At 73.3% G+C, this 22,858-nt stretch carries 19 protein-coding genes; 16 read left to right on the forward strand and 3 right to left on the reverse strand.

Annotated elements, in window-relative coordinates; translation table 11 throughout:
- The 15 genes from OG898_RS25475 (at window position 1) to OG898_RS25545 (ending at window position 18,931) form a co-directional block, all read left to right on the forward strand.
- Entirely contained in the window at window positions 1-1,125 is a 1,125-nt protein-coding gene (locus tag OG898_RS25475; protein ID WP_266960434.1) for a hypothetical protein, read from the forward strand.
- The gene (locus OG898_RS25480; protein ID WP_266959422.1) at window positions 1,113-1,763 is read left to right on the forward strand and encodes a 4Fe-4S single cluster domain-containing protein; all 651 of its coding nucleotides are present in this window, start codon (window positions 1,113-1,115) and stop codon (window positions 1,761-1,763) included. Before OG898_RS25475 ends, OG898_RS25480 begins: the two co-directional genes overlap by 13 nt.
- Window positions 1,760-3,250, forward strand: a complete 1,491-nt coding sequence (locus OG898_RS25485) for a hypothetical protein (RefSeq protein WP_266959424.1) — start codon at window positions 1,760-1,762, stop codon at window positions 3,248-3,250. Before OG898_RS25480 ends, OG898_RS25485 begins: the two co-directional genes overlap by 4 nt.
- The gene (locus tag OG898_RS25490) at window positions 3,247-5,391 is read left to right on the forward strand and encodes an AAA family ATPase (RefSeq protein ID WP_266960436.1); all 2,145 of its coding nucleotides are present in this window, start codon (window positions 3,247-3,249) and stop codon (window positions 5,389-5,391) included. The genes OG898_RS25485 and OG898_RS25490 overlap by 4 nt, the downstream gene beginning before the upstream one ends.
- On the forward strand, window positions 5,388-7,523 hold the full coding sequence (locus tag OG898_RS25495; protein ID WP_266959426.1) for an Hsp70 family protein: 2,136 nt from the start codon (window positions 5,388-5,390) through the stop codon (window positions 7,521-7,523). Before OG898_RS25490 ends, OG898_RS25495 begins: the two co-directional genes overlap by 4 nt.
- On the forward strand, window positions 7,523-8,713 hold the full coding sequence (locus OG898_RS25500; RefSeq protein ID WP_250745248.1) for a hypothetical protein: 1,191 nt from the start codon (window positions 7,523-7,525) through the stop codon (window positions 8,711-8,713). Before OG898_RS25495 ends, OG898_RS25500 begins: the two co-directional genes overlap by 1 nt.
- Window positions 8,710-11,244, forward strand: a complete 2,535-nt coding sequence (locus OG898_RS25505; RefSeq protein ID WP_266959428.1) for a GTPase-associated protein 1-related protein — start codon at window positions 8,710-8,712, stop codon at window positions 11,242-11,244. The genes OG898_RS25500 and OG898_RS25505 overlap by 4 nt, the downstream gene beginning before the upstream one ends.
- A gap of 6 nt (window positions 11,245-11,250) precedes the next feature.
- A complete protein-coding gene (locus OG898_RS25510) occupies window positions 11,251-12,798 on the forward strand; it encodes a hypothetical protein (protein WP_266959430.1) in 1,548 nt (515 codons plus the stop codon).
- Window positions 12,799-12,857: 59 nt separating this feature from the next.
- A complete protein-coding gene (locus OG898_RS25515) occupies window positions 12,858-13,697 on the forward strand; it encodes a HipA family kinase (protein ID WP_250745251.1) in 840 nt (279 codons plus the stop codon).
- Complete coding sequence (locus OG898_RS25520) at window positions 13,694-14,077, forward strand: DUF3037 domain-containing protein (protein WP_250745252.1); 384 nt, start codon at window positions 13,694-13,696, stop codon at window positions 14,075-14,077. The genes OG898_RS25515 and OG898_RS25520 overlap by 4 nt, the downstream gene beginning before the upstream one ends.
- A gap of 121 nt (window positions 14,078-14,198) precedes the next feature.
- Entirely contained in the window at window positions 14,199-14,960 is a 762-nt protein-coding gene (gene fabG, locus OG898_RS25525) for a 3-oxoacyl-ACP reductase FabG (RefSeq protein ID WP_250745253.1), read from the forward strand.
- A 19-nt stretch (window positions 14,961-14,979) separates the two neighbouring features.
- The gene (locus tag OG898_RS25530; protein ID WP_250745254.1) at window positions 14,980-15,741 is read left to right on the forward strand and encodes an SDR family oxidoreductase; all 762 of its coding nucleotides are present in this window, start codon (window positions 14,980-14,982) and stop codon (window positions 15,739-15,741) included.
- Between the two features lie 152 nt (window positions 15,742-15,893).
- Window positions 15,894-17,477, forward strand: a complete 1,584-nt coding sequence (locus tag OG898_RS25535) for an ABC transporter substrate-binding protein (protein WP_250745255.1) — start codon at window positions 15,894-15,896, stop codon at window positions 17,475-17,477.
- A 188-nt stretch (window positions 17,478-17,665) separates the two neighbouring features.
- Window positions 17,666-18,337: a uracil-DNA glycosylase gene (locus OG898_RS25540; protein WP_250745265.1), complete on the forward strand. Its 672-nt coding sequence runs from the start codon at window positions 17,666-17,668 to the stop codon at window positions 18,335-18,337.
- A gap of 93 nt (window positions 18,338-18,430) precedes the next feature.
- Complete coding sequence (locus tag OG898_RS25545; RefSeq protein ID WP_250745256.1) at window positions 18,431-18,931, forward strand: hypothetical protein; 501 nt, start codon at window positions 18,431-18,433, stop codon at window positions 18,929-18,931.
- 91 nt (window positions 18,932-19,022) lie between these two features.
- Here OG898_RS25545 and OG898_RS25550 read toward each other — a convergent pair whose 3' ends face one another.
- Entirely contained in the window at window positions 19,023-19,610 is a 588-nt protein-coding gene (locus tag OG898_RS25550) for a hypothetical protein (protein ID WP_266959434.1), read from the reverse strand.
- Window positions 19,611-19,682: 72 nt separating this feature from the next.
- Window positions 19,683-20,207 carry a DinB family protein gene (locus OG898_RS25555; RefSeq protein ID WP_250740224.1) on the reverse strand — a complete coding sequence of 175 codons (525 nt, stop codon included), beginning with the start codon at window positions 20,205-20,207 and terminating at the stop codon, window positions 19,683-19,685.
- A gap of 82 nt (window positions 20,208-20,289) precedes the next feature.
- Here OG898_RS25555 and OG898_RS25560 point away from each other — a divergent pair, with 82 nt between their 5' ends.
- Window positions 20,290-21,195, forward strand: a complete 906-nt coding sequence (locus OG898_RS25560) for a Gfo/Idh/MocA family protein (protein WP_250740223.1) — start codon at window positions 20,290-20,292, stop codon at window positions 21,193-21,195.
- On the opposite strand, the gene lnt is transcribed toward OG898_RS25560, so the two are convergent.
- Window positions 21,119-22,834, reverse strand: coding sequence for an apolipoprotein N-acyltransferase (gene lnt, locus OG898_RS25565; protein WP_266959437.1), 1,716 nt, complete (start codon window positions 22,832-22,834; stop codon window positions 21,119-21,121). The genes OG898_RS25560 and lnt overlap by 77 nt on opposite strands.
- Window positions 22,835-22,858: the final 24 nt, after the last annotated feature.

The following is a 22,858-nucleotide window of genomic DNA, read 5'->3' on the forward strand; positions in this document are numbered from 1 at the left end:
ATGGCCCTCACGGTGGTGTCCGACAGCGGACGCACATGGCACCTCACGCGGCAGATCGGCAGCGGCTCGGAAGGGGTCGTCTTCGCCGTGGACGACGCGCGCCCCCTGGTGGCCAAACTCGTCCTCGACCCGCCCGATCCCGCCGCCTACCGGCGCCGCATCGCCCGCCTGGTCCGGCAGCGCCGTCAGCCGCGTTCCGTCCGGCTGCTCTCGGGGACGCCCCCGCGGGTCGCCTGGCCGATGGCCGGGGTCCGGGCCGGCGGGCCGGGCGGCGACGGCGTGGACGGGTACGTGATGACCGACATGCGCCACGCCCATCAGCCGTTCGCGTACCTGCTGACCCCGCAGGCCCGCCAGGTGCTGCTGCCCCGTGCGACGTGGGCCACCGCACTCGCGGCGGCCCTCTCGCTCGCCCGTCTCCTCGCGGACCTGCACGCCGAGGACTACGTGGTGGGCGACCTGAAGCCGGACAACCTCTGGGTGGACCCGCAGGGCAGGGTCGGCATCGCGGACGTGGACTCCTGGCAGTTCACGGACGGGGGCGAGACGTTCCCCGGGCGGATGGGCAGCCCGGGCCACACCGCGCCCGAACGGATCGGCGCACCGGCCAGCACCGCGCCGGACCGGGCGTCCGACGAGTTCGTCCTCGCCGTCCTCGTCCACCAGTTGCTGATGTGCGGGCTCCACCCCTTCGCCGGGCACCCCTCGGGGGGCGGCGACTACCTGTCGTACGACGACAACGTCCTGCACGGCCGGTGCCGACTGCTCGACCGGACCTCGGTGTACCTGCCCCGCTCCGCGCCGCCCGTCGACCTGCTCCCGCGCCGGCTCACCGCGCTCTTCCGCGCCGCGTTCGGCGGGATCCGGCCTTCCGCGGCGGTCTGGTGCGAGGCGTTGGCGGCGGAGTCGGATCCGGCGCGGCTGAGGACCTGCCGGCGGAACGCCCTGCACGTGCACACGGCGGAGCGGCCCTGGTGCCCCTGGTGCGACCTGGCCGAACGCGGGGCCGACGGCTATCCGGGGCCGGACGCGAGGCCGCGTACGGACGAGGTGGCGGCGGACGCCGGGGGTGCGAAGGCCGCGAAGGACGCGAAGGGGACGGAGGGCGCGGCATGGCAGAGGTGACCAGGCTCTCGGTGGCGCGGCGGCTCGACCGCTGCACCGTCCTCGGCCCGGGGGTCAGAGCCGTGATCTGGGTGCAGGGCTGCCCGCTGCGCTGCCGGGGCTGCGTGGCCGCGGAAACGCTGCCCTTCGACGGGGGCACCGCCCACACCGTGGAGGAACTCACCGACTGGCTCTGCGGGTTGCCCGACATCGAAGGCGTCACCCTCTCCGGCGGCGAACCCTTCAGCCAGGCGGCGGAGCTGGCCTCACTGCTCGACGCCGTGCGGGCGCGGCGCCCCGAACTCAGCGCCATGGCCTACTCCGGATTCCGGTACGAGGCCCTGCGCCGGGGCGGCCCCGACCGGCAGGCACTGCTGCGCCGCCTGGACCTGCTCGTCGACGGCCCCTACGTGGCGTCCCGGCAGCACGGTCTGCGCTGGCGCGGCTCATCCAACCAGCGCATCATCGCGCTCACCGGCCGCTACGCGGACGTGGGGACCGAGCCCGACCACAGCGCGGGCGTCGAACTGTCCCTGGAAGCCGACGGATCGCTGTCCTGGGCCGGAGTGCCGCCGACTCCCGGCTTCCGTGAGGGGCTCGAGGAACGACTCGCGGCACGGGGCTTCGTCCTGCGCGCCGAGGAACGGAGGGAAACATGAGCGGATCACCGAAGTACAGCACGGTGTCGGTCGCGCCGGCCTACGCACGGATCGAGGTGGGAAGGAGCCTTGCCCGGGCGGCCGCCCGCCAGCGGGTGGAGGCGCAGCGGTCGGAGGCCCGCCGGCGGCTGGAGGCGCAGCGCGCCAGGGAACGGGCCGAGCGCGCCGCCCAGCGGGCCCGGGAAGTCGCCGCCCGCCGGGAGCGGGCCAGGGCGGAGGCCGGGCGCCGGGAGGCGGAGCTCGCCCGGCGCCGGTCCGCGCAACAGGAGTCCCACGCCGCCGGGGTGCGCCGGGAGCAGGCCGACGCCGACGCGCGCCGGCTGGCCGAGGTGCGGCAGCTGCTGGGCCGGGCCCGCGCCGAGGACTCCGGTGTGCGCGTGCTGCGCGAGCGCCTGGACCTGCTCCAGAGCCGCGTGGAGCGGGGAGAGGATCCCGGCCGGGACATCGAGGAACTGCGCGGCCGGGTCGTCCTGCTCACCGAGGAGGCGGGGGCTTCCGGCCGGAACGCCGACCACGGTGCCGTCCTGGCCGGGCTGGAGGAACGGCTCGCCGGGATCGGACCGCAAGCCCGCGAAAGCGACCCCGAGGGACACCGGCGCTGCCTCGATCTGCTCGCCGAGTTGCGCGCCGCGGCCGGACCCGGTGCGCAGACGCGGTTCCAGGCGATGCTCGGCACCGCGGAGCACGCGCTCACCCGGCATGCCGCGACCGTCGGGGAGCGGGCCGCCGGAGAACGCCGTCGGGCGGAGGAGGCCCGAGAGGCACAACTGCAGGCGGAGGAGCGCGCGTCCGAGCAGGAGGCGGCACGGCAGGCCGCGCTGGAGGCCGAACAGGAGCGCGTGACGGCGATGCTCACGGAGGCCACGGACCGGCTCGGCGTCGTACGGCAGTCCGTGGCGGAGGCGGCGGCCGAGGCCCGCGAGCTCGCCGCCCCCGAACTCGCCGAGCGCATCGAGGCGGCGCTGACCGCCGTCACGAGCCCGCTCGCGGCGGACGCGCCGAAGGAGGCGCTGACGGCGGTCGCGGCACTGGAGGACCTGCTCGTCGGCACGGAAGCCCGGCTGGACGAACTGCACTTGGCGTACGCACGCCGGATGGATCTCGCGCAGGCGCTGCAGGACGCCATGATCGGCGAGGGCTTCGCCTTCACCGGGGGAGCGGAGCAGGCCGGAGAGCTGCTGCTGAGCTTCGAGCGTCCGACCGGAGCGACGTACCGGACCACGATCACCACGGACGGCGGCGGCACCCCCGTCCTCGTCTACCAGGTCGACGGCGAGCCCGATGTCACCCTCCGCCCGGATCCGGAGGTCGCGGTGTGCGACCGCACCGAGGACCTCCTGGTGCGGGTGCACGAGGCCATCGTCGAAGGGGACGGCTTCGTTCCCGGGGAACTCACCTGGCAGGGCAAGCCGCCGGGCCCGCAGGGCAAGACGCTGACGGACGTGGAGCAGGCGCCGGACACGGAGGAGTGGAGTTGGACCGGGTGAGCACCGTCGGCTGGGCGAAGCAGTCCGATGAGGGCGGGGCCGGCGGCGCGGGACGCCCCGCGCGTACGGAGCCTCCGGGCGGGCCCGCCGGGGACGGACAGCCGGTGGTCGCGGACGGCATGATGCCGCTGTGGGCGGTCTCCCTGGACTGGGAGCTGAGGCGTGGGCGCCAAGTGATCCTCAACGGTCAGATCAGGGACCGCTGGTGGTTCGCGGACCGGCCGGCCTCCTTCCGCGAGGTGGTCGCCGGCCTCCTCGAAGCGCGCGGCGCCGAGGTCGTCGGCTGGTGGGATCCGGTGGGCGGGCTCACCTTTCCGCTGCCCGGTCACGCCGAGCGCTTCGACGAGCTGCGCGAAGGGCGGTCCTCCGGGCGCGCGCAGACGCCGGGCGGGGCTGCCACACCGGGCGGGGCTGCCACCCCGGGCGGGGCGTCCGGGACCGGAACGCCCCCGGACGCCGCGGGAACGCGGCCCCCGCCGCAGGGGCGCGGGGACGCGGAAGGGCCGCTCGACGGCGCACCGGACGCCAGCGCCCGCGCCCGGCGCGGAGACGAGCGGGACCGCGGCCGCGAACGCCTGCTGACGCCGCGGCAGTCGGGCCGGCCCCGCTCCTTCGAGGACGTCGTCGCCACCGTGCACCGCCTGGTGGCCCTGCCCGACGCGGCGGTCGCCTTCGTCTTCGAGGACGTCGACCACCATCTGCCGCCCGGCCGGCCCGAATCGCACCTGGGCTACCTGAGGCTGCGCGCCGCGATGACGGACGCCGTGACCCCGCGCTCCGCCGCGGGCCCGGCCCCGCACGCGCGCAACGCGGTGCTGTGCGCGGTGGGCGACGTCGGGCGGCTGCCCGGCTGGTTCCACCTGGAGGACCCGAGGGTCGCCGCACTCCACATCGGCCCGCCCGACCCCAGCGAACGGCGGCTGTGGCTCACCTGGCTGCTCCGCACCTTCAACGGCGCGCACGAGTCCTCGCGCGCCGATCTCGAAGCCCTCGTGGGAGCCACCGACGGCATGCTGGGCTGGGACATCGACTCCCTCGCCAGGACCTCGTGGATGCGCAACGCACCCGTGGGGAAACCGGACAAGCTGCTGGAACTGCACCGGCTCAACGTGAGCGTCGATCCGTGGACCCAGCTCGACCGGGAGACCGTCGCGGGCGCCGCCGGGGCCCTCGGCTCCCGGGTGGTCGGCCAGAGCGTGGCCGTGAACGCCGTGGCCTCCGCCCTCCAGTCCGCCTTCGTGGGCGTCGACTTCGGCAGCTCGGGGACCGCTCGTCCCCGGGGCGCCTTCTTCTTCGTCGGCCCGACCGGCGTCGGCAAGACCGAACTCGCCAAGTCCGTAGCCGAGTTGATGTTCGGCGATCAGAGCGCCTACGCCCGCTTCGACATGAGCGAGTACCAGCAGGAGCACGCCGCCGAACGCCTGGCCGGCGCGCCGCCCGGCTACATCGGCCACGAACAGGGGGGCGAGCTGACCCGCCGCGTGCAGGAACGGCCTTTCAGCGTGCTGCTCTTCGACGAGATCGAGAAGGCCCACCCCAAGGTGCTGGACAAGTTCCTGCAGATCCTGGAGGACGGCCGGCTCACCGACGGCCGCGGCCAGACGGCGTACTTCTCCCAGTGCCTGATCATCTTCACCTCCAACACGGGGGCGGATCAGGTCCGGAGCCTGCTGGAGGAGCGCGACCGGCTCTCGTACCCCCAGCTGGAGGCGCACTTCACCCGCGCCGTGGAGGAGAAGTTCCGGCAGATCGGCAGGCCGGAGATCTACGGCCGGCTCAAGCCGGGCGTGGTCGTCTTCGACATGCTGCGCCCCGAGCACGTCGCCAGGATCGCCGACCGGCTGCTCGGGGAGCTCGCCGAGTCGGTCCGGGAACGCCACCGCGTGGAGCTGGTTCCCGACACGGACACCCTGCACCCGTGGATCACGGAGCGGATGTCGGACCCCGCGCACCAGGCCTACGGCGGGCGGCAGATCCGCAACGAACTGGAACTGGTGCGCGCGGCCGTCGTCGGCCATCTGCTGGTGAACCGTCCGGAGCCGGGCAGCCGGATCCGGGTCGGCCTCGGGGCCGACGGCCGGCCGTGGGTCACCGCCGACGGCGCGGGGCCGTTCGCGGGCGAAGGGAGCGTACGGTCATGATCGCCATCGACCTGGGACACCGCTTCGGGAGGGTCGCGCGGGTGGGCCCCGACGGCCTGCCGGAGGTGACCACGACCCGGCTCGCCGGTGCGGACGGCGTCCTCGACCCGGTCCGGGCCCTGCCCCTGCTGATCGGATCCGCCCCGGCGGGAGAGGGGGGCCACGGGGCGCAACCGGACCGCACGGCCGCTCTCGGACTCCCTGTGTCGGGCGGGCGGGAGGACGAGCTGCGGTACGCGGTGGAGCGCTCCGGGCTCGAGGTCGGACGCGTCGTACCGGAGCCCGTGGCCGTGGCCCTGCACTACGGGGCCGTCGCGCAGGGCGTGGACCACACGGTCCTGGTCTGCGACCAGGGGGCGACCACCCTGGACCTGAGCGTCCTGGCCGTCGCCCCCGACCTCACCGTGCACGTGGTCCGCTGCCTCAGCCTCCACCTCGGCGGCGACGACTGGGACGCCGCGGTCGCCGCCGAACTCGCCGGCCGCCTGCCGGACGGCGTGGACCCGCTCGGCGCGGCGGAGGTCCTGCGACGGGCGCTCGGCGACTCGGACACCGTCACCGAGGCCGTGGAGGACGCCGAGGGCGGCCGCCATGCGCTGACCCTGGACCGGAGCGACTTCGAGCGGGCGGTGACGCCCCTGCGGGAGCGCCTGCTCGCCGCCGTAGCGGAGCAGCTCGGCATCGCGGAACCGGCCGTGGACACGGTGCTGCTGGCCGGCGGGATGGGCGCCGAGCCCGGGCTGCGGACCGGGATCGAGGCCCTCCCGGCCGCACAGGGCCTGACGGTGCGCTGCGACCGCCCCGAACTCGCCGTCGTGCTCGGGTTGCTGGAGCTGCGGGACTTCGGAGTGCTGCGCGTCGTCACCGGATCAGCCGGGAGGCCGCCACGGGCGGAGGCCGGGTACGGGGGCCGGGACTCCGGGTACGCCGGCCGCGACTCCGGCTACCCGCGTACGGAGAGCGGTCGCCCCGGCGGGGACACCCGGTACGCGGCCGGTCCGGAGTACGTGGACACCCTCCTGGACCCCGAACCCGCCGGAGCGCCGACGGACCCGGAGCCCCGCACCGGGCGCCCCCCGGTGGAGGACCCCGAGCCCGCCCCGCGGCAGGGCGGCGGGCCGGCCGGGCAGGAGGACGCCTTCGCGCCCTCCGAGCCCGAAGCCGCCGTGCCGCAGCCGCACGCCGAGCCCCCGCACGCCCCGTACACCGAGTCCGCGCACGCCCCGTACGACGAGCCCCCGTACGCCGAGCCCCGGTACGCCGAATCCCCGTACGCCGAATCCCCGGCGGCCGGACCCGCGTCCGCCGATGCCCCCGGCTCGCCGGAGGAATCGCCACCGCCCCCGCCGAGCGCTCACCACCCCGGGCCCGATCCCCACCGCGAGCCCGAGCCCGGTCCCGAGCCCCGCCCTGACCCCGACTCCCCGGCCCCGCCCCGCAGCGATCCGTACGACCTGACGGACGAGGACCCGCCGCGGTCCCCCGTCGATCCGCGGATCCTGTTCGCGGTCCCGGTGGGCCAGCTCCAGGCCGTCCGGCGCGGGGACCACCTCCTCGTGCTGTGGGCCTGGCCCGAGGGGGCCCTGAGCGCGCGGGTGCGCTGGCGCCGGGAGGGGAACACCGCCGGGGCCGCCGCGGGCGCGGGGGACACCGTGTGCCGCCGCCGGGTGTACGAGCACGACGGCGGCTTCGACCTGACCGTCGGCAACGCGGCCGTCACCCTCACCGTGGAGGCCCTGGTGGCGGATCTCGGCGAGGACTGCGAAGGAGCCTCCTCCCTGCTCGTCCCGGCCGCCCCGACGGTCGTCTCGTACGAGCCGAGCGTGCGCCGCCGCCTCAAGGGCCGGGTGGCCACGGTCACCTTCACCTCCGAGGACGGCTGCGACCTGCCCGGGCTCCGCATCGTCCACAGCCTCGGCCGCTTCCGCCCCACCAGTACGGCCGAGGGCACCGTCCTGCACGAGGTGCCCGCACAGCGGCTGTCCGCAGCCACCCCCTTGACCGTGGAGTTCCCGCTGCCCGCCACGCGCGGCCCGTCCTGGCTGGTCTGCTTCCCGGCGCACGCGGACGCGGGCACCGACCTCGGTATCGACATCCGCCCGACGGCGCTGCACAGACTGCGAGTCACCTGATGGCCAAACGCCTCATCTGCCCCTACTGCTACGAGAACTTCGCCCCGCGCGAGATCCGGTTCCGCTGCCACAGCCGGTTGAGCCGGACCGGAAAGCAGTGCGAGCGGCGCCGCGACCAGGTGCTCGACCAGCGGAAGGGACCCCGCCGCAGCCACGACCTCGGACCGGACTTCGCCGCCGACGGCCGCAAGCCCACGGCCGTCTGCCCGGACTGCGACGGAGAGACCACCTACCGGATCTGCCCGGTCTGCCACTCCGAACTGCCCGTCCAGTTCGGCATGATGGACAACCGTCTGATCGCCATGGTCGGCCCGAAGGCGTCCGGCAAGACCGTCTACATGACGGTGCTGCTCCACGAGATGCGCAACCGGATCGGAGAGGCCTTCGGAGCTGCCCTGATGGGCTCGGACGACGAGACGATGCGGCGCTTCAGCTCCGACTACGAGGACCGCCTCTACCGCGACAACCAGATGTTCCCCGGCACCCAGACGGCCTCCACCAACCTCAACCGGGTGGATCCGCTGGTCTTCCGCTTCGGCCTGCGCCGTCGCACGCTGCTCGGCGAACGCCCGCAGCACACCGTCCTGTCCTTCTTCGACACGGCCGGCGAGGACTTCAACTCCCGGGAGAACGTGGAGCTCAACACCCGCTATCTGGCCGGCGCCGACGGCATCGTGCTGCTGCTCGACCCGCTGCAGATGCCGGGCGCCCGCGACAACGCCCTGCCCGGGACCCCGCTGCCGGGCAGCGAGGGGCTCGACCCTCCCATCAACGTCCTCTCCCGGGTGACCAACCTGCTGCTCGCCCGCGGTTCCGGCCGGGCCGCCCAGAAGATAGACATACCGATCGCCGTCGTCTTCTCGAAGATGGACGCCTTCTGGCACCTGCTCGATGCCGGCAGCCCGCTGCGCGACCACGTGCCCGCGCGGGACCGCTTCGACGTGGGCGACAGCCTCAACGTCCACGAGGAGGTGCGCCGGCTCCTCAAGGACTGGGACGGCGTGCCGATCGACCACCTGCTGGACAACCACTACTCCCGCTACCGGTACTTCGGGGTCTCCGCGCTCGGCCGCCACCCCACCACCGACGCCCGGGTCGCCGCCACCGGCATCCAGCCGTACCGGGTCGCCGACCCCCTGCTGTGGCTCCTGAGCGAGTTCGGTTCGGTGCCGAAGGCGGGCCGGGGATGAAGCACTTCCAGCAGCTCTACTACACCTCCTGCGAGCACGGGCTCAGCGGGTTCTCCGGCTTCCAGTTCAACGCCGTCAGCCCGGGCGTCACCGCGGGCACCCGGCAGGCCGTGGAGGCCCTGGCCGGGTACGAGCCGCCCCGCTCCCTGGTGGAGTCGGACACGCCGGAGCTGCTGGAGCGCTGCCCGGTCAACCTCTGCTACCGGCCCTACGACCGGGACGGGCGCCGCGCCACCGCGCTGTGCGTGCGGTACGTGGGCCGCGACTCCGCCCGCCGCTTCGGCAACTACTTCGCCCACGCCCTGCACAGCGAGGACTTCCGGGAGGCCGCGGGCGGGATGCTCGGGATCGAGTTGTGGAACTCGCCCGTGTGGACCCGCACGGTGGCCCCGGCCACCGAGATCCCGGTGCTCGCGGCGCCCGCGCCCGGACCGCTCGGTGTCCGGGCCGTGGCCGAGTTCCTGCGCGGGCATCCCCACGCGGCCCGGCTGCCGGAGCTGCTGGCCGCCGTGTTCGCCGCGCTCACCGAACACGGCTCGGTGGTGGTGGTCGACCACGACACCGAACGGATCGCGCGCTGGTTCGCCGCCGTCTCCTACCTGCTGCCGCCTCCGCTCGCCCGCGGGCTCTCCTTCGCCACCTACGTCTTCCGTCCGGCCCGGAGCCGGCTGCACCTGATCGGCACCGTGCCGGAGGCGCAGCTCGCCTTCGGCACGGACGACGAAGCGGCCTACACCGTCTTCGACTTCTCGCGGGGCGTCTTCCCGGAGGTGCCCGTCAGCGACCTGGTCCGCCTCCTCACCCGGATCGGCGTCGATTCCGTCCGGCTCGTCTGGTCCTGGACGGCCGACTACACGCGGGGCGGGGAGGAGACGCCGGAGGACTGGCACGCCCCCGTCGCCGCAGCGGCGTGTGCGGGCGGCATCACGCTCACCAAGGCCGACGCACACGCGGTGATCGACTGGCTGGCCGGGGCCGACCACCTGGGCGCACTCGGGGCGACCGTCGCGGACGACATCCACCGCAAGCACCGGGACCTCGACGACGGCCGGCTGGCCATGCTGAGCGCGGCCGCGAAGGCCGGAGGCGACATCGGCGTGCACCGTGAGATCGAGGGGAAACTGCACGCGTCGCGCATGCGGGCCTACGTCCGCTCCGCCGGGAACGCCGCCCCGCCGGTGCCGATCGACGACCCGACGGCGCGCGAGCGGGCCACCGCCCTGTGGGAGCGGCTCGCGGCGGAGGCGCGGACCCCCCGCGAGCGGACCCGCCTGCTGCTCTGGGCCGTCGGCGCCCGGCTCTCCCTGACGCGGGAGGCCGTGGAGCGGGAGACCCTGGACCTGGCTCACGCGCTGCTCGCTTCGAGCACCGACGAGCTGCTCGACGAGGTGTCCGAACTCCTGCGCGTCCTGCCGGTGATGCGCGCATCCCTGGCCGCGGCGGTGGAGGAGGTGCTGAAGGGACGCTCCGGCCAGGAGCAGGTGCTGTCGCACTTCCCAGCAAACCTCCTGCGCGAGGACGACCTGGCGGACCGCCCCCTGGTCCTGGAGCACCACCTGCGGGCGAGGGCCGAACGGATCCGCTCGGACACGGTTCCGATCATGTTCAAGATCCTGAAGATCCGGGGGCGCACATCGCCCGACGAGGAGCTGGTGAGCGCCCTCTGGCACCCCTCGCGGACCTGGTCCCACGCGGATGCGGCCTGGATCGCCAGGCTGCTGCCCGCCGCGGAACCGGTGGACGAGGCGGTCGGCGCATGGTTCCGCCGCGCGCTGGGCCAGGACATCCAGGAAGAAGAGTCCCTGGCGGCCTGTCTACGCCTGTGCGGGCTGCTCGCCGAACCGGGCCGCTTCGCCTGGCTGCCCGCGGACGTGGGGGAGCGCGTACGGATCGCCCTCGATCTGAACAGGGCCCTCCGTGAGGCCGTCGAGGCCACGGAGCTCCTCGAGGCCTTCGACGTCCCACCGAAGCTCCGGTGGTCCGCGACGCTCGCGCTCACGAACCTGTGCCTGGTGCCCGCCATGCTCTGGCTGCCCGTCGACACCCCGCGGCTGCACGGCCGGCTGACGGAGCTGAGCGACCGCGACCTGGACCGCTACCTGTCGGACGTGCACCGCAGGGTCACGGGCGGCGAGGGGATCGGCGACGTACTGCTCAGCCATGTGGCCACCGCGGCCACCCTGTCGCGGCGGTCTCTGCGCACCCAGGCCCAACTGGAGCTCGTGACGGCGATCCGCTCCCATCCCGCCGCGCACTGGCCCCTGGCGGACCTGGCACGACTGGAGGCGGCCGTACGGCCCCACCAGCCCCAACTCGCCGACCACTACGCCGAGGACGCCGAGTCCCGGCGCAGCAGCCCGCAACGCCGGGCGGGCTGGCTCTCGCGCTTCGGCCGCTCGACGTCCGCCGCCGCGGACCCTCCCGGCGCGAGGGCGACCGAGCCCCCGGCACCGGACGCGCCACGTCCTGATGCGCCACGTCCCGATGCACCACGTCCCGGCACGTCACGGAAGAAGAAGAAAGGACAGTGACCCGCCGTGGATGAAATCATCTCCTTCGTCCTCATCCCCGCCTTCTACCTCCTCGGGCTCGGCGCGTTCCTGCCCTTCGTCCCGGTCATCGCCGCCCTGCGGGGCCTCGCCCTGGTGATGCAGGTGCTCGCCGGGTACGGACGCACGGTGGTCGGCGTCGTGCACCGGCGCACCCCCGAGTTCCAGACGATCGCGCCCTACCGTCCGCAGGACGAGCAGGTGAAGGCGTACCGCAACTATTTCTTCGGACCGGCCTCCCGCGACCTGCGCCAGATCCTCGTGCTGGAGCGCCGGTCGTACGTCAGGACGGTCGGCGACTCCTTCCGGGCCGTGACCTCGGGGCAGTTCACCGCTCCGGCGCGCAGCCGGGCCTTCACCGTGCCGTACGGGCTGGCGCTCTACCTGGGACTCTGCACGGGCCTGCTGGTCGCCCTGCCGCCGCTCGCCGTGCTGCTGGGCCTGCACGCGGCGGTGACGGCCCTGCTGGCGGGCGGGGCGCGGCTCCTCGCCGGTGCGCTGCGGGCCGTCGACCGGGCGGTGCTGTGGGTGAAGCACCTCCGCACGGGGATGCTGTGCCCGCACTGCTTCGAACGCGTCCCCTATCCCGCGTACGACTGCCCGCGCCCCACCTGCCGCCGCCGGCACGCGGACATCCGCCCCGGCACGTACGGCATCTTCCGGCGGCGCTGCCAATGCGGACAGCGCATGCCGACCCTGCTGATGCTGATGGGCCGGGACGCGCGGCTCCAGGCGTACTGCGTCCACCCCCACTGCGGAAAGCCGATGAACACGGACGCCGGCCACATGCCCGAGGTGGTGATACCGCTGATCGGCGGCCGGGCGGCGGGCAAGACGCAGCTGATGGCGGCCATGCTGCTGTCCCTGGAGCGCGCGGCGGAGAACGGCGGTCCGGCGCTCACCCTCGCCGACGAGGAGTCGGAGGCCAACTACCAGGTGCTGCGCGAGGTGCTGCGGATGCGCGGGAACACGCGCGCCACCCAGAAGACCCTGCCCCGGGCGCACTCGTTCGTCCTCGGCGGCGGCCGCTCCCGGCGGCTGGTCCACCTCTTCGACACGGCCGGCGAGCGGTTCGTCGACCGCGAGGAAACCGACGCGCTGCGCTACGCCCGGGCCGCGCGCACCTTCGTCTTCGTCCTCGACCCGATGGCGGTGAACAAGTTCTGGACCGCGACGGACCCGGCGCCGGGTCCCCTGCTGGACCGCACCCTCGGCTCCACGGTCGACCCCGAGGAGGTCTTCGCCCGGTCGGTCCAGGCGGTGGCCGCGATGGGTGCCCCGCTGAAGCGCGCCCGCCTGGCGGTCGCGATCAGCAAGACGGACCTGCTCGCCGAGCACGGCCTGGTACCGGCCGGCCTCGACGGCAGCGAGGCGCGGACCTGGCTCTGCGAGGTGCTCAGCCTGCGGAGCCTGGTCAGCGCCATGGAGCTGCACTTCCAGGAGGTCCGGTTCTTCCGCACCGCCGCCGTGGCGGACGAGGACGCGCGCGTGGACGACAGCATCGAGGGGTTCACCGAATGGTGCCTGCAGGGGTGAGCGGACGTGCCGCGGACATGCCTTGGAGGTGCGGCTGGGCGGCCGGATAGCCTGGGGAAATGCTCACAGAAGTGATCGCGACCCGTTACGTCACGCCTCTGCGGGAGGGCGGCTCGCTCCCCGGAATCGTGGAAGCCGACGATCTCGGCACGTACGTCATGAAGTTCACCGGAGCCGGCCAGGGTCGCAAGACCCTGGTCGCCGAGGTCATCTGCGGCCGCCTGGCCCAGCGGCTGGGGCTGCGCGTCCCCAGGCTGGTGCAGATGCAGCTCGACCCGGTCATCGGGCTCGGTGAGCCCGACCAGGAGGTCCAGGAGCTGCTCAAGGCCAGCGGCGGGCTGAACCTCGGGATGGACTACCTCCCCGGCTCCATCGGCTTCGACCCGCTCGCCTACCAGGTGGACCCCGTCGAGGCGGGGCGCGTGGTCTGGTTCGACGCACTGATCAACAACGTCGACCGGTCCTGGCGCAACCCGAACATGCTGGTCTGGCACGGGGACCTCTGGCTCATCGACCACGGCGCCACCATGATCTGGCACCACAACTGGCCCACCGCCGAGAGCGCCGCAGCCAAGCCCTACAACGCCTCCGACCACGTACTGGCCCCGGTCGGCCCGGACATCGCCGCCGCGGCGGCCGCGCTCGCACCGCTGGTCACCGAGGAGCTGCTCACCGAGGTCGCCGCCGACGTGCCCGACGAGTGGCTCGTCGACGAGCCGGGCTTCGACTCCACCGACGCGCTGCGCCGCGCCTACGTGGAGGCCCTGCTGCCGCGCGCGGCCACGATCCACGAGAGGATCACGATGGAGGCCGAGGCGAAGGTCCGGTCGGGTCCGCCCGGCTGGCTCGCCGACCGCCTCGACCCCCGTCCCCGGAAGATGAAGAGCGACAGCGAGTGATCAAGCGGGACGTGTTCGAGTACGCGGTGGTGCGTGTGGTGCCCCGGATGGAGCGCGGCGAGTGTTTCAACGCCGGCGTGATCGTCTACTGCCGGGCGCAGTCCTACGTCCGCGCGCGCACCCACCTCGACGAGGCCAAGCTCCTCGCCCTGGACCCGAAGGCCGACGTGGCCGGGGTGCGGGCCGCCCTGCGCGGGGTCGAGGGCGTGTGCGCGGGCGGCGAGTCCGCCGGGCAGGCGGCGGGCGACGACGCGGGGCGGCGGTTCCGGTGGCTGATCGCGCCGCGCAGCACGGTGGTGCAGCCGGGCCCGGTCCACACGGGACTGACGGCGGACCCCGCCGCCGAGGTGGAGCGGCTGCTGGACCTGCTGGTCAGGTAGTCGGCTGGATCTGCTCCCCGTTGACACGGAGTGCCAGGGCTCCTAGCGTCTCCTCAGCTGAAGCTACTAAGCGGTTGCTCACCCATGAGGGGCCGCTTTTCCGAGGGCGAGGAGATCCAGCATGTCCACCACCGAGCAGCGCGTCGCGATCGTGACCGGGGCGGCCCGGGGCATCGGCGCCGCCACTGCCGTACGCCTGGCCGCCGAAGGCCGGGCGGTCGCCGTCCTCGACCTGGACGAGGCGGCCTGCAAGGACACCGTGGAGACGATCACGGCGGCCGGCGGCACGGCCGTCGCGATCGGCTGCGACGTCTCCGACAGCGCGCAGGTGGAGGCGGCCGTCGAACGGGTGGTGACCCTGCTCGGCGCCCCGACCATCCTCGTCAACAACGCGGGTGTGCTGCGGGACAACCTGCTCTTCAAGATGAGCGACACCGACTGGGACACCGTCATGAACGTGCACCTGCGCGGTGCGTTCCTGATGTCGAAGGCCTGTCAGAAGCACATGGTGGCGGCCAAGTTCGGCCGGATCGTGAGCCTGTCCAGCAGCTCGGCGCTCGGCAACCGCGGCCAGGCCAACTACTCGGCGGCCAAGGCCGGCCTGCAGGGCTTCACCAAGACCCTGGCCATCGAGCTCGGCAAGTTCGGCATCACCGCGAACGCCGTCGCCCCCGGTTTCATCGTCACCGAGATGACCGCCCACACGGCCGCCCGGGTCGGCATGGACTTCGAGGACTTCCAGGCCGCGGCCGCCACCCAGATCCCGGTGCAGCGCGTCGGGCGCCCGGACGACGTGGCCAACGCGATCGCCTTCTTCACCGGCGAGTCCGCCGGCTTCGTTTCCGGCCAGGTCATGTACGTGGCCGGCGGCCCGCTCAGCTGACGAGAGGCAGGCGCACGCTATGACGTACGACGGAACGGACAGCGGCAAGGTCGCACTGATCACCGGTGCGAGCCGGGGCATCGGCTACGGCATCGCCGAGGCCCTGGTGGCGCGCGGTGACCGGCTGTGCATCACCGGCCGGAACGAGGAGGCCCTCAAGGAGGCCGTCGAGCGGCTCGGTGCGGACCGGGTGATCGCGGTCGCGGGCAAGGCGCACGACGAGGCCCACCAGGCCGTCGCCGTGGAACGCACGATGGAGGCCTTCGGCCGCGTCGACTTCCTGATCAACAACGCGGGGACCAATCCGGTCTTCGGGCCGATCGCGGACCTGGACCTGGGGGTCGCCCGCAAGGTCTTCGAGACCAACGTGATCTCGGCGCTCGGCTTCGCCCAGCGGACCTGGCACGCCTGGCAGAAGGAGAACGGCGGGGCGATCGTCAACATCGCCTCGATCGCCGGCGTCTCCGCCTCGCCCTTCATCGGGGCGTACGGGATGAGCAAGGCGGCCATGGTCAACCTGACGCTGCAGCTCGCCCACGAGATGGCGCCGGGGGTCCGGGTCAACGCGATCGCGCCCGCGGTGGTCAAGACCAGGTTCGCGCAGGCGCTCTACGAGGGCCGGGAACAGGAGGCCGCTGCGGCGTACCCGCTGGGCCGCCTCGGGCTTCCGGAGGACATCGGAGGGGCCGCCGCGTTTCTTACATCTGCACAAGCGGAATGGATCACGGGACAAACTCTCGTCGTAGACGGGGGAATGTTCCTTAATGCCGGGGTGCATTGACCGATAATCGGACGCATTTGCCTCCGTAGGGGAGGCAAATGCGTACCGAATGGGCACTAAATCGGTCAAGTGCCGCACGAAACCTACCCATTGGTTTCGTGATGCTCTGCGGTAGGGTCTGCCGCACCCCTGGCTGATCGAGGAGCGTGCACGTGTTCAACCGGACCAGATGCCTGCAGATCACTGCGGCCCTTGCGTCCATATCCCTGCTCTCAGGATGCGGCCTGTTCTCGGACGACGGCGGCAATGGAGAACAGCGGATTGTCGTCGGAACGACGAGCGCACCCACGACCCTCGATCCAGCCGCGGCCTGGGACGGCTCCTGGGAGCTCTACCGGAACGTCTACCAGACCCTGCTGGCGTTCCCCACGGGTGCCACCAAGCCCCAGCCGGACGCCGCCTCGAACTGCGAGTTCACCGACTCCGGGAACGAGTCGTACCGCTGCACCGTGCGCAAGGGCCTGAAGTTCTCCGACGGCGAGCCGCTCGACGCCAAGGCCGTCAAGCACTCCCTCGACCGGATCAAGACCATCAACGCCCCGTCCGGCCCCAAGGCCCTCTTCGGCAGCCTCGACAAGATCGAGACCCCGGACGCGCAGACGGTGGTCTTCCACCTGAACACCCCGGACGCCACCTTCCCCTTCGTGCTCGGCTCCCCGGCCGCCTCGCTCGTCTCGCCGAAGCAGTACCCGGCCGACAAGCTGCGCGAGGGCGACAAGGTCACCGGCTCCGGCCCGTACACCCTCGAGTCGTACAAGGACGCCAACGAGGCGGTCCTGAACCGCAACGAGAGCTACAACGGCTTCGCCAACCGCCGCAACGGCGGGGTCACCATCCGCTACTTCGCGGACTCCAAGAAGATGATCGCGGCCCTCAAGGGCAAGGAGATCGACGCGACCTACCGCGGCCTCTCCGCCGACGAGGTCAAGGACCTCCAGACCCCCGCCTCGCACGACGCGGGCGTGCAGGTCGTCGAGAACGTCGGCTCGGAGATCCGCTACCTGATCTTCAACCCCACGGACCCGCAGGTCGCGAAGGTCGAGGTGCGTCAGGCGATCGCCCAGATCGTCGACCGCGGGGCGCTCGTCTCGAAGGTCTACCAGGGCACCGCCGAGCCGCTCTACTCGATGGTCCCCAAGGGGGTCGTCGGCCACAAGACGCCGTTCTACGACTCCTACGGCCAGCCGGACGTGGCCAAGGCCAAGAAGGCCCTCAAGGACGCCGGGATCCCCACGCCGGTGAACCTGACCTTCTGGTACACCACCGACCGCTACGGCGCCTCCACCGCGGACGAGTTCACCGAGCTCAAGCGCCAGCTCGACGAGAGCGGGCTCTTCAAGATCACCCTGCGCGGCCAGCCGTGGAAGGAATTCCAGGCCGGCTACAAGAAGGGCGAGTACCCGGTCTTCGGCCGCGGCTGGTTCCCCGACTTCCCGGACCCCGACAACTTCATCGCGCCGTTCGTCGGCAAGGAGAACGCGGTCGGCACCCCGTACGAGTCCACCGAGATCCTGAACGTGATCCTGCCCAAGTCCCGCCGCGAGAGCGACCGGTCGGCCGGCATCCACGAGTTCGAGAAGGCCCAGCAGATCTTCGCCGACGACGTCCGGCTGCTGCCCCTGTGGCAGGGCAAGCTGTACGTCGCCGCCCGCGACGACATCGCCGGCGCGGAGCGGGCGCTCGACCCGCAGACCGTCATGCAGCTGTGGGAGCTGTACCGCAAGACCAGCTGGTAGCAGGCCCGTACACCGACCGCCCGTCCGCACCGCCCACCCGGGCGGGGCGGGCGGGCGTCGCGTTGTCAGTGGCCACCGGTAAGTTCTGGACCAGTCGCGCGAAGCAGTTGCGCGAGCGCGCGGGCTCTTGGAGACGCGCAGACGTGAGTATCGAAGAACGTGTACCGGAGGTTGTCGCCGTGACCCAGATGCTGCCCGAGTCCTGGCTCCCCGTCCTCGGCGGAGAGCTGGACCAGCCCTACTTCAAAGAGCTCACCGAGTTCGTCGAGAAGGAGCGGGCGAACGGGCCGGTCTACCCGCCCCGCGAGCAGGTCTTCGCGGCCCTGGAGGCCACTCCCTTCGACCAGGTGAAGGTGCTGGTCCTCGGCCAGGACCCGTACCACGGCGCGGGCCAGGGCCACGGACTGTGCTTCTCCGTGCAGCCCGGTGTGAAGACCCCGCCCTCGCTGCGCAACATCTACAAGGAGATGCAGGCCGAGCTGGGCACCCCCGTCCCGGACAACGGCTACCTGATGCCGTGGGCCGAGCAGGGCGTCCTGCTGCTCAACGCGGTCCTCACCGTCCGCGAGGCCGAGCCCAACTCGCACAAGGGCAAGGGCTGGGAGAAGTTCACCGACGCGGTGATCCGCGCGGTGGCCGAGCGCCCCGACCCGGCCGTCTTCGTCCTCTGGGGGGCGTACGCGCAGAAGAAGCTCCCGCTGATCGACGAGGAGCGGCACGCGGTCGTCAAGGGCGCCCACCCCTCGCCGCTGTCGGCCAAGAAGTTCTTCGGCTCCCGGCCCTTCACCCAGATCAACGAGGCCGTCGCCGCCCAGGGCCATGCGCCGATCGACTGGCGGATCCCGGACCTGAACCGATGACCGACCGCGCCTAGGCGGCATTGCAGGTGCCTCCGGCTAGCGTCTTGATGATCAGACCGGAGCAGGTCTGACGGGAACGAGCCGGAGGCCGCGTTGACGGAGCAGCAGGAGGCGTCGGAGGACGCCGTCATGACCAGGATCGGCCAAGCGGCCATCCTGCTGCACGCCGGCGACCGCGAGGAGGCCCGCAACCGGCTCGGCGAGATCTGGTCGGAGATCGCCGCGGAGGGCGACTCCCTGCACCGCTGCACCCTCGCGCACTACCTCGCCGACGCGCAGGACGACCCCGCCGAGGAGCTGGCCTGGGACCTGCGGGCCCTGGCCGCCGCGCACGCCGACTCCGACGGTCCCGGTCCGCCCTCGGCCGTGCGGGTCTTCTACCCGTCGCTGCACCTGAGCCTGGCCGCCGACTACGTGAAGCTACGGCGCCCCGAGGCGGCCAGGATCCACCTGTCGCGGGCCCGCGCCGCCACCGGGGCCCTGGCCGACGACGGGTACGGGAACGGCGTACGGGCCGCCATCGCCCGGCTGGAGCGGCGGCTCGCGGAGGAACCGGCGGAGGAGCCCCGGCCGTTCCCGGAACAGAACCAGTAGCGGAGCCGGGCCCCCGGGGAGCAGGACCGGGGGCACCGGGCGGGGACCGGGCGCCGGACCGGGGCCGAGCGCCGGACCGGGGGCCGCGCCGTCAGCCGCCCTGGACGCCCGCGCAGATACGGGCCTCCGGGCTGTCCGGATGCCAGCGCCCGTGCCGGCGGCCCAGCGCGCACACGTCGGCCGGCCGCACCGGCAGCTCCCGCACCAGCTCCCGCGGCACCTCGGCGCCCTCGGACCGGGGCCGCCCGGGGTGCTGCCCGCCGGGACGCCCGTCGGCGTGGTCCCGCTGCCCGCCGTGCTGCCGGGGCTCCGGGATGTCCGGGACCGGCGCGGCGGCCGCCGGGGCTCCGCGGCCTGCGGCCCGCCCGTTCCCGGCCGCCTCCGCGGCGGGCCCCCCGGCCCGCGGGACGGCGGCCCGCCCGGACGTGGAGGGCGCCGGCCCGGCCGGCCGTCCCGGTAGCGCCTCCACGGCCTCCAGCGCCTCCAGGGCGGGTGCCCGGACGACCACCGGCGCGGCCCCCGGCCCGCCGCGGGGCTCGTGCCGGGGCGGTGCGCCCGGGGTGCCGGGGGCGGGCGCCGGCTGCACGGGGGGCGGGGTCACGTTCACGCAGCCGGAGACGGCCGAGACCGCACAGGCGACGCCGAGCAGCAGTTTTGTCGTGGTTCGGGTTGGATGCACTCACACAACTCTGCTGTGCGAAGACCCCGTTGCGAAAACCCGGAGCCGATATTCACCCCGCACGGGTGACGGCTACTCGCCCGTGGCGCCGTCGAGGTGCTCGCGCAGCAGGTCGGCGTGGCCGTTGTGGCGCGCGTACTCCTCGATCATGTGGGTGTAGACCCAGCGCAGGCTGAACACCTCGCCCCGGCGGTGGCTCTCGGGCTTGGACGCGAGGTCCAGGGAGCGGCCGGCCACGGCCTGCCGGGCCAGCTCGATCTCGGTCTGCCACACCTGCTCGGCCGCGGCCCAGGTGTCCCCGTCGGCGAAGTGGAAGTCCCCGTCCGGGTTCTCGCTGCTCCAGTACAGGTCGGGCAGCTCCTCGTCCAGCATGATCTCCCGGAACCAGTACCGCTCCACCTCGGCCATGTGGCGCACCAGCCCCATCAGGCTCAGTCCGGACGGCAGCAACGGGGTGGTGCGCAGCTGCGCGTCGGACAGACCCTCGCACTTCCAGGCCAGCGTGGAGCGGTGGTAGTCGAGCCAGCCGTCGAGCATCTCGCGCTCGTCGGCCGTGGTGGAGGGTTCGGAACGATGGGATCCGTCACTGATCGTCATGGGCCCCATCCTGGTCGAACCCTTCCCCGGTCACCACCGATTAGGCTGCGTACTCACACAAGGAACGAACCTGGAGGTCCCGGTGAAGGTCGGCTGTATCGGACTCGGCGACATCGCGCAGAAGGCGTACCTGCCCGTCCTGACCACCCGCCCGGGGCTCGAACTGCACCTGCAGACCCGGACCCCGGCCACCCTCGAACGGGTCGGCGCCCAGCACCGGGTCCCGGCCGAACGCCTGCACACCGACCTGGACTCGCTGCTCGCGCAGAAGCTCGACGCGGCCTTCGTGCACGCCCCGACGGCCGTCCACCCGGAGATCGTGGAGCGGCTCCTGGAAGCGGGCGTGCCGACCTACGTCGACAAGCCGATCGCCTACGAGCTCGCGGAATCGCGCCGCCTGGTCGAACTGGCCGAGGAACGCGGGGTCTCCCTCGCCGTCGGCTTCAACCGCCGCCACGCGCCCGGCTACGCGCAGTGCGCCGACCACGCGCGCGACCTGATCGTCATGCAGAAGAACCGGGTCGGCCTGCCCGAGGACGTACGGACCTTCGTCCTGGACGACTTCATCCACGTCGTCGACACGCTGCGCTTCCTGCTGCCCGGCGAGGCCGACCAGGTCGACGTACGGGCCGTGGTGCGGGACGGTTTGATGAGCCAGGTGGTGCTCCAGCTGTCGGGTACGGGCTTCACCGCGCTCGGCATCATGAACCGGCTCTCCGGTTCCACGGAGGAGGTGCTGGAGGTCTCCGGGCAGGACACCAAGCGCCAGGTCGTCAACCTCGCGGAGGTCATCGACCACAAGGGTCAGCCCACCGTCCGGCGGCGCGGGGACTGGGTGTCGGTGGCCCGCCAGCGCGGCATCGAGCAGGTCGTCGACTCCTTCCTGGAGGCCGTCGCCGCGGGCACGACCCTCAGCGCGCGCGACGCGCTGCTGACCCACGAACTGTGCGAGCGGGTCGTGCGCTCGGCTCTGGACCAGGCGTCCTGAGCGACTCCCCGAGGGGCGCCCCGGCCGGATCGGCGGGCGGCGCCCCGAGGGGCCGCCCCAGGGGCCGCCGGAGCCGTACGGAGCGGGCGCCCGCGACCGTGCAGTACGCGGCCAGGGCGGCCAGCGCCGCGCCCACCGCCCAGTCCCCGAAGCGGACGTAGAGGGTCGTGCCCCGGGCGAGCGGGACCTCGTACACCCGCGCCGTCCGCGCCGAGGTGGACAGCGCCGAACCGATCCGCTCGCCGGACGGCCCGTGCACCGCGCTGACCCCGGTCAGGGCGGCGTGCACCTCGGGCCGGCCCGTCTCCGCCGCCCGCAGCGCGGACAGCGAGGCGTGCTGGGCCGGGGCCCAGCCGTCCTGGAAGGTGGACGTGGCCGACTGGTCGATCAGCACGGCGGCCCCGTCGCGGACCAGGCGGCGGCTCATGTCGGGGAACGCCGACTCGAAGCAGACCAGCGGGCCGAGGCGGACGTCCGCCCGGCCGGGCAGGTCCATCAGGACCGGCCCGTCGCCCGGGACCCGGTTCTCGTCCGCCGCCTTGCCGACCGAGGTGGCCCAGCCCAGCAGCTCGCGGGCCGGCACGTACTCCCCGAAGGGGACCAGGCGCATCTTGTCGTACCGGTCACCGGTGGGGCCCGCGGGACCGACGAGCACCGCCGATTTGCGGATCCCCGGCCGGTCGGCGGCCCGCGCATCCACGTTGACCAGCAGCGGAGCCCCTACCCGCGCCGACAGGGCGGCGAGCCGCCGGGCCAGGTCCGGGCGGGCCGTCAGGTCCTCGCCGACACTGCTCTCCCCCCACACCACGAGGTCCGGGCGGAGCCCTGCCGAGGTCTCCGTGGGCGGCTGCCCGGCCGAGGGCCCGGTAGGCGGCTGCCCGGCCAGGGCTTCGGTCAGCTGCTCCCCGACGGCGAACCGCCGTTCCGCGCTGTCCGGACCGTCCTCGACCGGACCCGGCTGTACGACGGCCACGCGCAGCACCCCGGAGACCTCCGGGCGGGGCGCCCACAGCCACACCACCCCCGTCAGCACCGCGCAGCCCGTCACCCCGGCCAGCGCCGCACCCCGCGCCCCCGGCGCCGTGATCAGCAGCGCCACCGCACAGTTCACCGCCACGACCAGCAGGCCGACCAGCCAGACCCCGCCCACCGAAGCGAGCCGCAGCGCGGGCGCCACCTGCCACTGACTGGCGCCGAGCAGCCCCCACGGCCCGCCCAGCCCCTGCCAGGACCGGGCCAGCTCCGACAGCAGCCAGCCCGCGGGCACGAGGACCAGCGCGGCGCCCGCCCGGACCCCGCCGGGCCGCCCGCCCAGCAACTCCCGCACCAGCAGCGCCCAGGGGATCCAGAGCAGGCCCAGCAGCGCCGCCAGCACGAACAGGAACACGTGCAGGCTGGGCAACAGCCAGTGGTGGACGGCGAAGACGAAGCCGGCGCCGCCGAGCCAGCCCTCCAGGGCGGCGCGCCGGCCGGTGGGGGCCGACCTCAGCAGCAGGATCCAGGGCACCAGGGCGACGTAGGCGAACCACCACAGCGCGGGGGCGGGGAAGGCGAGGCAGGGCAGGGCCCCCGAGGTGACCGCCGCCGCCGCACGCCACCCCGGAACCCGCTTCGGGACCGCCGAGACCATCAGCATCATGAAGGGCCTCCGCTTCCAGTGTGG

This window comes from Streptomyces sp. NBC_00193, assembly GCF_026342735.1.
GTDB classification, from domain to species: Bacteria; Actinomycetota; Actinomycetes; order Streptomycetales; family Streptomycetaceae; genus Streptomyces; species Streptomyces stoeckheimensis.

Bases quoted from the DNA above. Each gene is read 5' to 3' on its own strand.
- OG898_RS25540 (WP_250745265.1), top strand. From the start codon at position 17,666: ATGCTGCCCGAGTCCTGGCTCCCCGTCCTCGGCGGAGAGCTGGACCAG.
- OG898_RS25555 (WP_250740224.1), bottom strand. From the start codon at position 20,207: ATGACGATCAGTGACGGATCCCATCGTTCCGAACCCTCCACCACGGCC.
- OG898_RS25530 (WP_250745254.1), top strand. From the start codon at position 14,980: ATGACGTACGACGGAACGGACAGCGGCAAGGTCGCACTGATCACCGGT.
- OG898_RS25515 (WP_250745251.1), top strand. From the start codon at position 12,858: ATGCTCACAGAAGTGATCGCGACCCGTTACGTCACGCCTCTGCGGGAG.
- OG898_RS25485 (WP_266959424.1), top strand. From the start codon at position 1,760: ATGAGCGGATCACCGAAGTACAGCACGGTGTCGGTCGCGCCGGCCTAC.
- fabG (WP_250745253.1), top strand. From the start codon at position 14,199: ATGTCCACCACCGAGCAGCGCGTCGCGATCGTGACCGGGGCGGCCCGG.
- OG898_RS25505 (WP_266959428.1), top strand. From the start codon at position 8,710: ATGAAGCACTTCCAGCAGCTCTACTACACCTCCTGCGAGCACGGGCTC.
- OG898_RS25480 (WP_266959422.1), top strand. From the start codon at position 1,113: ATGGCAGAGGTGACCAGGCTCTCGGTGGCGCGGCGGCTCGACCGCTGC.
- lnt (WP_266959437.1), bottom strand. From the start codon at position 22,834: ATGATGCTGATGGTCTCGGCGGTCCCGAAGCGGGTTCCGGGGTGGCGT.
- OG898_RS25475 (WP_266960434.1), top strand. From the start codon at position 1: ATGGCCCTCACGGTGGTGTCCGACAGCGGACGCACATGGCACCTCACG.
- OG898_RS25495 (WP_266959426.1), top strand. From the start codon at position 5,388: ATGATCGCCATCGACCTGGGACACCGCTTCGGGAGGGTCGCGCGGGTG.
- OG898_RS25500 (WP_250745248.1), top strand. From the start codon at position 7,523: ATGGCCAAACGCCTCATCTGCCCCTACTGCTACGAGAACTTCGCCCCG.